Source organism: Mycobacterium sp. 852002-51971_SCH5477799-a (genome assembly GCF_001667145.1).
Lineage (GTDB): Bacteria > Actinomycetota > Actinomycetes > Mycobacteriales > Mycobacteriaceae > Mycobacterium.
On record NZ_LZIF01000011.1, the window covers coordinates 1 to 12,050 of the forward strand.

Below are 12,050 nucleotides of genomic sequence, written 5' to 3' on the forward strand. Positions count from 1 at the left end.
CCACGATGCGCCCATCAATCGCATTACGCTGACCGGCCAACTCCGCCAACTCCTCGAACAACACCTCCAGGCGCTCAGCAGGGCTCACCGCCACGGAAAGCGATGCGGTTGAGAACATAACCCCATCATCGCAGCGGAGTACGACAATTTTCGGCCGGCCAATGACGATCCACGTTCTGGTTTCGGGAGGTTCGCAGGTTGTAATCGGTTTCCAGTGTGTTGGTTCAAACACTTGCTCCTCACGTCGCGTCAGGTCTTAACGTGACGGTTGTGTCCGATACGCGACAGGAGAACGCCCGGCCTGCGCTGTGGAAGGTGGGCGCCCTGGCCGAGCTCACCGGGCTGACGGTGCGAGCTTTGCATCATTACGATCACATCGGCCTGCTGCGGCCCTCTTTCCGTTCGAGCTCGGGTCACCGCCTCTATAACGGGCAGGATGTGGCTCGGCTGTACCGGATCTGCCTGCTGCGGCGGCTGGGGTTTGGGCTCAATCGCATCGGCGAGGTTGTCGATGACCCCCAGTGGCAGTTGCGCAATGCCGTGCAGTGCCACCTTGATGACACCCGTCGACGCGCCGCGGTGGCGGCCAGCCTGCAAGCGCGCTTGTCAAGGATGGTGGATTCGCTTGCCGCGTTTGACGATCCGTCCACCGAGGAGCTTTTCGCCACCATTGAGGAGATGACGATGCTTGATTCGACCGTGCGCAGTACCACCGCCTTGCTCGTGTACGACGATCTTGCTGCCGCCCACGAGTACCTGGTTCGGGTTTTCGGGCTGACCGCCGGGGCGCTGCAGCAAGACGATCATGGCCGGTATGTCCATGGTGAACTGCGCGCCGGTGATCATGTGATCTGGCTTCACCCATCTGCCGAGGACTACCAATCGCCGCGCACGTTGGGCGCGGCAACGGGCATGACGGTCATCAACGTTGACGATGTCGATGCTCACTATCAGCGCTGCCGCGCCGCTGGCGCTGAGGTCATCGAAGAGCCCACCGATCAGGGCTACGGAGTGCGTGAATGGGGAGCGCGTGACCTCGAGGGCCAATTGTGGTTCTTCCACGCACCTCTCACCTAAGTCGACACGGAATCATCTGACGCCTACGGGAAATCGATGGCCGCCAGCCGGACGCTACCCCGATCACGCGCCCAACCAGGCCACTACGCACTAGCGGTCTATTCCCTCATCTGCGGAATTGACCTAACGTGTCATGCATGGAGGCAGATGGAACTCCGGAGTCGGTGTCGGTCGAGAGCTTGCACTCGGGCGACCCGATCACCGATTGTGGTCAGCGGTACATAGTTCTCGAATCGAAATCCTTCAGCGATAGCTGCGTGGTGCTCGAGCTGGAATCCAGGGTGGATCACCAATTGCAGGTCATCGAGAAATCGTTTCCTGCCGGGTATCAGGTCGGCAGGGCGAACCACCGAATTCTGTAGCGACTTCCCATCGCCCGAATAGTGCGCGAGTAGCCGGTCGACGGCTACCGCGCATTCGTGTCTTCGGGCCTTCTCACCCGGGCGCGGCGAAAGCCCAAACCCGCTGCGCCACTTAGTTTTCGCGCGGCGGCCGGATGTCGCTGGGATCGTCTGGGTCGGGCTCGCCGAACCAGCGGGACGGCTCGTGCTCGCCGTAGGCGTCGTGCCAGTCCCACCACTCGTATGGAGCGGTCTGCGGATAACCTTCGGGCGAATCCTCCCAATTCTCTTGGCGCCCGAGTGCGGTCATGTCGAGGAAGCTCCAGGTGGTTCCGAGCGCCTCGTCGCCGCGGTTGTTGATGAAGTAGGTGCGAAACACCCGGTCGCCGTCGTGGATGAAAGCATTGGTGCCGTGCCATTCGTCGACGCCGAAGTCGGTGTCGAAGCGATCGGTGATGGTGTACCACGGCATCTTCCAGTCCATCCGCTCCTTCAGGCGTTCGATGTCGGCCTGCGGTGCGCGCGACACGAACACCAGCGTGGTGTCGCGGGCGTTCAGGTGGGCCAGGTTGCCGACATGATCGGCCATCATCGAGCAGCCCCGGCAGCCGTGCTCGGGCCAGCCGTCTACGTCGGGTCCGTAAAAGGCGCGGTAGACAACCAGCTGGCGCCGGCCCTGAAACAGGCCCCGCAGGTTTACCTTGCCCTCGGGCCCCTCGAACACGTACTCGGAGTCCACAGGTGTCCACGGCATCCGGCGTCGCATGGCCGCGAGCGCGTCGTGGGCGCGGGTGAGTTCCTTCTCTTTGGCCAGCAGTTGCTGATGCGCGGTTGCCCACTCTTGGGCCGACACGATCGGCGGTGTGTTCATGGTCGTTTGCCTTTCGGTCTTCAGAGCCTCAGGCCAGCGGCGCGAGGCCGGCGGCGGTGAGCAGGTAGGCGTCGTGGCCGGCGGCGGCGCCGGTGGCGATCTCCAGGACCGACTTGCCCACCTGCTCGGCGGTGAGCGCGGGTCCGGTGGCCTGCAGGAAGGTGTCGACGTCGACGCCTTGCCGTTCGGCGTAGGCGGCGGCGGCGACCGCGCCGAGGTCGGTGGCCGGCGTCAACCGCGGCAGCACGGCGGTGAAGCCGATGCCGAGCCCGGCGCGTTGCGCTTCCATGGCCGCATAGCTGGCGATGAACCTGACCGTCGCCTTCGCGCCCGCGTAGCCGCCGGACAGCGGTGATCCGTTCAGCGCGGCGCCGCTGGACATCACGATCACCGAGCTGCCCGGCGCCAGCGGGCGCCGCAGCGCGTGGCCAATCCAGTGAAAAGCCTGCGCCACGTCGGCGTTCCAGTTCGCACTGAACGTCTCCCAGGTCTGGTCCTGTAGCGGCGTCATCCGCGGCGCGGCCCCGGCGCACAGCACGAGTGTGCGCGGTTGGAACTGATCGATGAGCCGATGGGCCGCCTCAGGATCGGCGGCGTTGGCCACCTCCGGAGTGAAGGCGTCCCCGAGTTGGGTGCGCACCTCTTCGAGTTGCGATCGGGTACGGGCAACGCCGACGACGTGTGCGCCCGCCGCCGTCATCGCGCAGGCAATGGCGCGGCCGAACCCGCGGCCGGCTCCGGTGACGATCGCGGTGGTGCCGACGAGCCCGTCGGCGTGGGCGGTGCGGGGCTGGTTCATGGTCGTTCTCACTCCCTCTGGTCGGCGGCCGTTGCCGCGTCTTCACCAATTCAGATACGGAGCGGCATCGGGATTCATCGCGCCTCGACCGATGAATTTCGGCGGCGCGACGTCTCTAAGGGAGTAGGTTCCCGTCGCAGCCGAGAGGAGAAGGTCGTGCCGGCGCAGGAAGATTTCGTCGAGCAGGCGGCGCCTTTTCGGGCCGAGCTGATCGCGCATTGCTATCGCATGCTGGGCTCGGTGCACGACGCCGAGGATCTGGTCCAGGAGACCTATCTGCGGGGCTGGCGCGGCTATGCGGCATTCGAGGAACGCGCCGCGCTGAAGACCTGGCTGTATCGCATCGCGACCACCGCCTGCCTCCGTGCGCTGGAGAACCGCGCCCGCCGCGTGCTGCCGATGGGGGTGGGGGACGGCTCGCTCGACCCGGACACTGACTTCGACGCGAAGGCAGGCGCGCACGCCTGGCTCGAGCCCATTCCCGATTCGATGTTCAAAAACCCGGAGGACGACCTCACCGCCAAGCTGAGCGTGCGGCTCGCCGTGATGACGGCGCTGCAGGAGCTGCCGGCGCGGCAGCGGGCGGTGTTGATTCTGCGCGACGTCGTACAGTTCAGCGCCGCCGAAGTTGCCGAGCTCCTCGAAACCACGCCCGCGGCGGTCAACAGTTCGCTGCAGCGCGCCCGGGCCCGCCTCGCCGAACTCTCCCCCGCCGAGGAAGACATGTCCGAGCCCGGCGATGCGCAGCGTCGCGACTTGCTCGACCGGTATTGCGCCGCATTCGAAAACGCCGACATGGCGGCGCTGACGGCGCTGCTGCAAGCTGACGTCAAGCTCGAAATGCCGCCCATGCCAGTGTGGTTCACCGGCCGCGATGCGGTACTGCGGTTCCTCGCCCGGCGGGCTCTGGCCAAGCCGGGCGATATCGTGATGCTCCCGACGGCCGCGAATGCGCAGCCCGCCGTTGCCGAGTACCGGCGCAGCGCGGACAAGGCGATGGCGGCCCATTCCATTCATGTCCTGACCACCGGCGCCTCCGGGATCGCCAGCATCACCGTCTTCCTCGACCCGGGCTTGTTCAGCACGTTTGGTTTATCGCCAACCCGGTAACCTTGGTCCAGGGACGTAATCGCACCCTTGCTCTCTAAGGGAGGCCGGACCTGCATCGTCATCGGCGTCGTCGCACGGTTTTACCTTCCCCGCCCACGTGTGGACAGCTCCTCCACACGTCAGGATCATTAAGCGCGGTAGACGAAGTTGAAGGGTGACGAGTGAAGATTCCCGGCGTTTCCAGCGTCGTCGCCGGCGTAGCCGGCGGAGCCGCGCAGGTGGTGCGGGCCGGTGTGTCCACCGCGGCAGGGGCCGCGGGCGCGCTGCAGACGCTCACCAGTCCGGTCACGGAATTGGCCGGCCCGGTATTTCAGTCGGTGGCTGAAACCACGGGCCGGGCCATCGGATTCGGCGGCTCCACCAACGGCTCGTCGGCCCGCATCTTGCCGCCGGTGCGCTGGCAGAGCGGACGACGGGTGCATCTGGACCTCGACCCGCTGCTGCCGTTCCCGCGGTGGGACGAGTACGCGGCCGTCGTCGAGGAACCGGTTCGCCGGATTCCCGGCGTGGCCAAGGCCCATGTCGAGGGCTCGCTGGGCCGGTTGGTGGTCGAATTCACCGACGACGCGGAGCCCGGCACCGTCCTGAACGAGGTGCGCGAGGCGGTTGTCACCCTGGCCGACGACATCGCTCCGGCAACTTCGATGTCGTCGCCCCTGTCTGCGCCCTTCGCCGACCCGGGTAACCCGCTGGCGGTTCTGGTCCCGCTCACCGCCGCCGCCCTGGACATCATCGCGGTGAGTGGCGCGGTCACCGGGTGGGTGACCCGCCTGCCCGCCGCACCCAAGACCACCCGGGCCGCGGCCGCCCTCATCAACCATCAGCCGCGCATGGTGGGGATCCTGGAATCGCGACTGGGTCGGGTGGGCACCGATATTGCGCTCGCCGCCACGACCGCGGCCGCCTACGGACTGACCCAGGCGATCGGTACACCGCTGCTCGACCTGACCCAACGCACCCTGCAAATCTCGGAGGCGACAGCACACCGCCGGGTGTGGCGAGACCGCGAGCCGGCGTTGGCTTCGCCTCAGCGGCCACAGGCTCCAGTCGTGCCTGTCATCTCATCCGCCGGCGCCAAATCCCATGAGCCGCGGCACAGCTGGGCGGCCGCCGCGGCGGGTGAGGCTTCGCACGTGGTGGTTGGCGGATCCGTCGACGTCGCGATCGACGCCGGCAAGGGGGCCATGGCGGGCCCGGTCGAGAATTACGTCGACTCCGCGGCCAACGGCGCGCTGATCGCCGCGGCGAGCGCGCTGGTCGCCGGCGGCGGTACCGAGGACGCGGCCGGCGCGATCGAAGCCGCGGTACCGCGAGCGGCGCACATGGGTCGGCAGGCGTTCGCGGCGGTGTTGGGCCGCGGGCTCGCCAACTCGGGGCAACTGGTCCTCGACCCTGGCGCGCTGCGCCGGCTGGACCGGGTGAAGGTGGTCGTCATCGACGGCGCCGCGCTGCGCGGCGATCATCGTGCCGTCTTGCGCGTCCGCGGCGATGCGCCCGGCTGGGACGACGACCGGGTCTACGAGGTCGCCGACGCACTGCTGCACGGGGAGGAGGCACCCGAGCCCGACGCGGATGAACTCCCGGCCACCGGCGCACGCCTGAGGTGGGTCCCGTCGGAGGGCGGACCGGCGGGCAAGCCCGCGCAGGGTCTGGAAAGCGCCGACCTGATCGTCGACGGCGAATGCGTGGGCAGCGTCGCCGTCGGCTGGGAGGTTGACCCCTACGCGATTCCGCTCTTCCAGACCGCGAACCGGACGGGTGCGCGGGTGGTGTTACGCCACGTCGCCGGCACCGAGGACCTCACCGCCAGCGTCGGCGCATCGCATCCGCCGGGCACGCCGCTGCTCAATGTGGTCCGCGAGCTGCGAGTCGATCGCGGACCCGTCCTGCTGATCACCGCGCTGCATCGCGATTTCGCGTCGACCGATACCCTGGCCGCCCTCGCGATCGCCGATGTCGGTGTGGCCCTTGACGATCCGCGCGCGGCCACGGCGTGGACCGCGGACATCATCACCGGCACCGACCTGGCCGATGCGGTGCGGATCCTGTCGGCGATCCCGGTAGCGCGGTCGGCCAGCGAATCGGCCGTGCACCTCGCCCAGGGCGGCACGACGCTGGCCGGTCTGCTGTTGGTCACCGGCGAAGAACAAACACCCACCGGTCCCGTGAGCTTTCGCCGATGGCTCAACCCGGTCAACGCGGCCGCGGCCACTGCCTTGGTGGCGGGAACCCTGTCAGCCACCCGGGTGCTGCGCCTGCCCGATCCCACCCCTCAACCGCTCACCGCCTGGCATGCTCTGGATCCCGAGATCGTCTACTCGCGGCTGGCCGGCGGCTCCCGGCCCCTGGCGGTCGAGACCGAGTCGTCGTGGCGGCGCCGTCTCGATGACCTGTCCTACAGCCCGGCCTTGGCGCCGTTGCGCGGTCCGCTGCTCAACGTGGCCAAGCTGGCGTCCGCCACGCGGGCCGAACTCGCCGACCCACTGACCCCGATCCTGGCCGTCGGGGCCGCTGCGTCGGCGATCGTCGGCAGCAACATCGACGCCCTGCTGGTCGCGGGCGTGATGACCGTCAACGCGATAACCGGTGGGGCGCAACGGTTACGGGCCGAGGCCGCGGCCGCCGAGCTGTTCGCCGAGCAGGATCAGTTGGTACGCCGGGTCGTCGTTCCGGGGGTCGCGACGACCAAACGCCGGCTGGAAGCCGCACGGCACGCCACCCGCACCGTCACGGTGTCCGCCAAGTCCTTGCGGCCCGGCGACGTCATCGACCTGACCGCACCCGAAGTGGTGCCGGCCGACGCCCGCGTGCTGGTGGCCGAAGACCTCGAAGTCGACGAGTCCCTGCTCACCGGCGAGTCGCTCCCGGTGGACAAGCAGGAGGACCCCGTCGCGGTCAACGATCCCGACCGCGCCAGCATGCTGTTCGAGGGCAGCACCATCGTCGCAGGGCGTGCCCGAGGGATCGTTGTGGCGACCGGCGTCGGCACCGCCGCGCACCGCGCGATCTCGGCGGTCGCCGATGTCGAAACTTCGGCCGGGATCCAGGCTCGGCTGCGGGAACTGACCAGCAAGGTGCTGCCGCTGACGCTCGCCGGCGGTGCAACGGTGTCGGCGTTGGCGCTGCTGCGCCGCGCGACGCTGCGTCAGGCGGTCGCCGACGGTGTCGCTATCGCGGTGGCCGCGGTCCCCGAGGGGCTGCCGCTAGTGGCCACCCTGTCCCAGCTCTCGGCCGCCCAGCGGCTGACGGCGCGCGGGGCCCTGGTCCGCGCACCGCGCACCATCGAGGCGTTAGGCCGCGTCGACACCATCTGCTTCGACAAGACCGGCACGCTCACCGAGAACCGGCTCCGCGTGGTGTGCGCCGTGCCCGACGATGTCGATCCACACGACCCGTTCCCGGAGCTGACCGACCCGGAATCCGCCGGTCTGCTGCGCGCCGCCGCACGCGCGTCCGCCCAGCCGCAGGAGGGCCAGGGACATGCGCACGCCACCGACGAGGCGATCCTCACCGCCGCCAGTTCGCTGAACGGCCACACCGATTCGGACTGGGCGATGGTCGCCGAGGTGCCGTTCGAGTCCAGTCGCGGCTTCGCCGCCGCGATCGGCACCGTGGGCCACGACAACGGCCAGCCGGCCGACGCGCCGGTGCTGGTCCTCAAGGGAGCTCCCGAGGTCATCCTGCCGCGCTGCAAGTTCGCCAACCCGAAAGCCGACCTGAAGCGGGCCGAGGCGGTGGTGCACGGTCTGGCCGAGCAGGGCTTGCGGGTGCTCGCCGTGGCGCAGCGCGGTTGGAAGCACGAAACCGACGACGACGACACCGACGCCGACGCCGTGGACTCCGCGGCGAAGAACCTCGAGCTGCTCGGCTACGTCGGTTTGGCCGACACCGCCCGGGCATCGGCGCGGCCGCTGATCGAAGCGTTGGTGGACGCCGGCCGCGATGTGGTGCTGATCACCGGTGACCACCCCGTCACCGCACGCGCGATCGCCCGGCAGCTGGGCCTGCCCGAAGATGCGCAGGTGGTGACGGGCGCCGAACTCGCCGGTCTCGACGAGGACGCGTGCGCCCGGCTGGTCGCCGACGTGCAGGTGTTCGCCCGGGTCAGTCCGGAGCAGAAGGTGCAGATCGTGGGCGCCTTGCAGCGCTGCGGACGGGTGACCGCGATGGTCGGCGATGGGGCCAACGACGCCGCCGCGATCCGGATGGCCGACGTCGGCATCGGGGTGAGCGGTCGCGGATCGTCGGCCGCTCGGGGCGCCGCCGACATCGTCTTGACCGACGAGGATCTGGGCGTGCTGATGGACGCCCTGGTCGAGGGCCGCAGCATGTGGGCCGGGGTTCGCGACGCCGTCACGATTTTGGTGGGCGGCAACGTCGGCGAGGTGTTGTTCACCATCATCGGGACCGCCTTCGGCCAGGGCCGCGCCCCGGTGGGGACGCGTCAGCTGCTGCTGGTCAACCTGCTCACGGACATGTTCCCCGCGCTCGCGGTGGCCGTCACGTCGCAGTACGTCGAACCCGACGAAGCCGAGTACGAATCCGCCGAAGCCGCCGACGAGGCGCGCCGCCTGCATCGGCGCGACGTGCTGACCGGGCCGACGCCCTCACTCGACGCCCCGCTGATGCGCCAGATCGTCTCGCGCGGCGCCGTCACGGCCGCCGGCGCAACGGCCGCCTGGGCCATCGGAAGATGGACACCGGGTACCGAACGCCGCACGGCGACCATGGGTTTGACCGCGCTGGTGACTACGCAGCTGGCGCAAACGCTGCTGACACGCCGGCACAGCCCGCTCGTCGTGGCGACCGCCCTGGGCAGCGCGGGCGTCCTGGTCGGCATCGTGCAAACCCCAGTGCTCAGTCAGTTCTTCGGATGCACACCGCTGGGGCCGGTGGCCTGGTCGGGTGTGCTGGGCTCGACGGCGGGTGCCACCGCGATCTCGGCGCTGGCACCCAACTGGCTGGCCAAGCAGGTCGCCGCTTTGGAGCCCGGCGAGGAGTAAGCCGTCAGCGGGGCAACTCTTTGCGCAGCACCTTGCCGGTGGGATTGCGCGGGATGCTGTCGACGATGTTGATGTCGCGCGGCTGTTCGAAGCGGGAGACGCGGCTTTTCAGGTGTTCGCGCAGCTCCGCCACATCGATCTGGCCACCGGACTGCGCGACCACGAACGCGGCCAAGCGCTGACCGAACCGTTCGTCCGGGACACCTATGACCACGCTGTCGGCGATGGCGGGGTGCTCGGCAAGCGCGTTCTCGACCGCGCGCGGATAGACGTTCTCGCCGCCGGAGATGATCATGTCGTCTTCGCGGCCGACGATGAAGAGCCGGCCCGCGTTGTCCAGATAGCCCATGTCGCCGGTGCTGGTCATGCCGTCGACGACGGCTTTTGCCGCGCCGTCGGTATAGCCCTCGCTGGTCAACTCGCCGCCGACGAATATCCGCCCGGTGACCCGGGGCCCGACCGGCTTGTCGTTCTTGTTGAGAATGCGCACCGGGCACCCCACGACGGGTCTTCCCACGGTTTCGGGAGCTTCGCGGAGATCGGCCGGCGTGGCCAGCGCACCGATGCCGACCTCGGTGGAGCCGTAGCCGTTGTAGAGAATGTCGCCGTAGGCGTCCATGAACCGCTGGCCCAGACTGGGGTCAAGGCGGTCGCCGCTGGAAATCACGGTCCGTAAGTAGGGCAGCGGGTTTCGCGCCCGCACTTGCTCGGGTAGGTCCAGGATGCGCGCGAGCACGACAGGTACCGCCGTGAAAGCGTCGGCGCGGTGCAGCGACGCCTGGGCCAGCGCGGCTTCGGCGTCGAACTCACGACGCGTGAGAACGGTGCCTCCGAGCGCGAAGGTCAACATCAGCATGCCCAACCCCAACCCGTGAAACATGGGCATTGCCACCGAAATTCGTGAACCGGTGCGCAAGCGGGTGCGGTCGAGAATCGTCACCCACACACCCACCGCGGAGCGCAGCTGCGGTGTGCGCGGCACCCCTTTGGGTTTCCCGGTGGTGCCCGATGTCAGCAACACGATGCGGCCCGGTGCGGCCACGTCCGGCCTGGGCGCGCCCTCGTCGCTGCCGACGTTCGCCGGGTCGACCGTGACGACCGATTCGTCCGCGGTGCGGACTCGCTCGGCGAACTCGTCGTCGTCGACGACGACGGTCGAAATGCGGTGAGCCTGCACCGCCGCCGCCAGTGCGTCGCTGCGGAATTCCGTACTCATCGGCACGACGTCGGCGCCCAGCAGGGCAGCGGCGAAAACGCCTGCCACGAAACGACGTCCGTTGCGGCACATCACTCCGACCGCTTGTCCGGGTGCAACGCCCTCGGTGGACAATTGCCGCGCGAGCGACTCGGTCATCTGCTGCAGCTGCCGATAGCTCAGCGCGCCGTCGTCGTCGACGATCGCCGTCCGGTCGGGCCAACGCGCGGTCGTCACAGCCAACAGCGTGTAGGGATTCGTGCCGCCGCGGCGCGCCTCGCGAAGAAGCCGGAAACCTGCCAGCGGCGCCGGCGGATTGAGCAGACCGGAGTGCAGCAGGGCCCGGGCGGCGGTGGTCACCACACGGTCAGTCGTCATCGTCGTCCCCGTCGGTGTCGGGCTCGGTCAAGAACCGGCGATGCCATAGCCGCGCGGCGTAGTCGGCCGGGCCGGCCAGTAGCACCGAGGCCAACTCGACCGGCAACACCCAGGGCGGTTCGATGGTGCGTGGCCGCTCGATGATCGCTTTGGCGATGGCGTCGGCGGCTTCGTCCGGCGACAGTCCGGGAAGGCGGCTCAGCAGTGGCGTGGGCGCGATCATCCTGGTTCGGACCAGCGCGAAATAGACCGTGCTGACGTCGACACCGTCGGTGTGCAGCTCCGGAGCCACGCTACGCAGCCACCGGTCGAAGGCGCCTTTGGATGCCTGATAGGCGCCCCACTGCGGACCCGGCACCACCCGCACCCCGACACTCGACACATTCACTATGTGCCCGCTGCCCTTGCTGCGCATCGCGGGCAGCAGGCCCAGCAGCAGCCACACCGGCCCCAGATAGTTGATGTCAATGGTGCGCTGGAAGTCGTGCGGCCGGTCGTACTGGTCGTGCAACGAGCGGCGCAGTGATTTGCCGGCGTTGCTCACGACGATGTCGAGCGGGCCGTGTTCCTCGGTGATCTGCTTGGTCAAGGCGCTCACCGCGGATTCGTCGGTGAGGTCGGTCGGATAGGCGACGGCCTTACCCCCGCCGGCGTTGATCGACGCGGCGAGGTCGCGCAGCCGTTCCTCGGAGCGGGCGACCACCAGTACGGTCGCCCCCGCGGCGGCCAGGCTGCGGGCAGTCGCCTCACCAATGCCGTAGGAGGCGCCGGTCACCAAGACGGTCTTGCCGAATACGGTGCGGCGCAACTTATCGGGGTCCGACACGCGCGCCGGGTTGGCCACGTGGTCCGTGACCGTGTTCAGGGCCTGCGCTATTGCGTTCAACTTCGCCGCCGCATCCACTCGAGCCGGCTGCCGAGGCCGGCTGTTGCTTCACCGTGCCCAGGCTCGTAACTACAAGTAGCAGACCACATTGCGTCGCGGGCCCGCGCTCCGGCCCGGCAGTGGCGGCTCCGGACGTGGCCCTCGCTGACGGTGGGCTCTCGAGGATGGGACCGGCGGCGCCGGATGCGCGCCGCGCGCAACCGATCTCAGCCCGCGCGCATCAGCGGCGGTCATTTTATGAGAACACTGTAATTTCGGTGTTTCCTGTGTTTAAGCGGCGGGTCGGCTGGGCACAATGGCGGCATGATTGCGCGTCACTTCGTTCGTTCTCTTGGTTCAGCAGTAGTTCTCGCAGCGTCGGGCGTGGCGGTGTCGGCCGTGTCCACGTCC

Annotated in this window: 8 protein-coding genes; 4 read left to right on the top strand and 4 right to left on the bottom strand. The window is 68.6% G+C overall.

Features of this window, described 5'->3' with window-relative positions; all coding sequences use genetic code 11:
* The first annotated feature begins 270 nt into the window (after positions 1 to 270).
* Both A5753_RS00670 and A5753_RS00675 read left to right on the top strand, forming a co-directional pair.
* The gene (locus A5753_RS00670; RefSeq protein ID WP_231989948.1) at positions 271 to 1,077 is read left to right on the top strand and encodes a MerR family transcriptional regulator; all 807 of its coding nucleotides are present in this window, start codon (positions 271 to 273) and stop codon (positions 1,075 to 1,077) included.
* A gap of 137 nt (positions 1,078 to 1,214) precedes the next feature.
* Positions 1,215 to 1,439, top strand: coding sequence for a hypothetical protein (locus A5753_RS00675; RefSeq protein WP_067122006.1), 225 nt, complete (start codon positions 1,215 to 1,217; stop codon positions 1,437 to 1,439).
* Positions 1,440 to 1,551: 112 nt separating this feature from the next.
* Here A5753_RS00675 and A5753_RS00680 read toward each other — a convergent pair whose 3' ends face one another.
* The gene (locus A5753_RS00680) at positions 1,552 to 2,289 is read right to left on the bottom strand and encodes a DUF899 domain-containing protein (protein WP_067122009.1); all 738 of its coding nucleotides are present in this window, start codon (positions 2,287 to 2,289) and stop codon (positions 1,552 to 1,554) included.
* A gap of 28 nt (positions 2,290 to 2,317) precedes the next feature.
* Positions 2,318 to 3,088, bottom strand: coding sequence for an SDR family oxidoreductase (locus A5753_RS00685; protein WP_067122012.1), 771 nt, complete (start codon positions 3,086 to 3,088; stop codon positions 2,318 to 2,320).
* Here A5753_RS00685 and A5753_RS00690 point away from each other — a divergent pair.
* The gene (locus A5753_RS00690) at positions 3,065 to 4,198 is read left to right on the top strand and encodes a sigma-70 family RNA polymerase sigma factor (RefSeq protein ID WP_255361333.1); all 1,134 of its coding nucleotides are present in this window, start codon (positions 3,065 to 3,067) and stop codon (positions 4,196 to 4,198) included. The two genes, A5753_RS00685 and A5753_RS00690, sit on opposite strands and share 24 nt — an antisense overlap.
* A gap of 161 nt (positions 4,199 to 4,359) precedes the next feature.
* Positions 4,360 to 9,201 carry a cation-translocating P-type ATPase gene (locus A5753_RS00695; protein ID WP_067122017.1) on the top strand — a complete coding sequence of 1,614 codons (4,842 nt, stop codon included), beginning with the start codon at positions 4,360 to 4,362 and terminating at the stop codon, positions 9,199 to 9,201.
* 4 nt (positions 9,202 to 9,205) lie between these two features.
* Here A5753_RS00695 and A5753_RS00700 read toward each other — a convergent pair whose 3' ends face one another.
* Together A5753_RS00700 and A5753_RS00705 are read right to left on the bottom strand one after the other, a co-directional pair.
* Positions 9,206 to 10,774: an AMP-binding protein gene (locus tag A5753_RS00700; RefSeq protein ID WP_067122020.1), complete on the bottom strand. Its 1,569-nt coding sequence runs from the start codon at positions 10,772 to 10,774 to the stop codon at positions 9,206 to 9,208.
* Positions 10,764 to 11,660 carry an SDR family NAD(P)-dependent oxidoreductase gene (locus A5753_RS00705; protein WP_197694547.1) on the bottom strand — a complete coding sequence of 299 codons (897 nt, stop codon included), beginning with the start codon at positions 11,658 to 11,660 and terminating at the stop codon, positions 10,764 to 10,766. Before A5753_RS00705 ends, A5753_RS00700 begins: the two co-directional genes overlap by 11 nt.
* Positions 11,661 to 12,050 lie beyond the last annotated feature (390 nt).

Bases quoted from the DNA above. Each gene is read 5' to 3' on its own strand.
- A5753_RS00675 (WP_067122006.1), top strand. From the start codon at position 1,215: ATGGAGGCAGATGGAACTCCGGAGTCGGTGTCGGTCGAGAGCTTGCAC.
- A5753_RS00680 (WP_067122009.1), bottom strand. From the start codon at position 2,289: ATGAACACACCGCCGATCGTGTCGGCCCAAGAGTGGGCAACCGCGCAT.
- A5753_RS00685 (WP_067122012.1), bottom strand. From the start codon at position 3,088: ATGAACCAGCCCCGCACCGCCCACGCCGACGGGCTCGTCGGCACCACC.
- A5753_RS00700 (WP_067122020.1), bottom strand. From the start codon at position 10,774: ATGACGACTGACCGTGTGGTGACCACCGCCGCCCGGGCCCTGCTGCAC.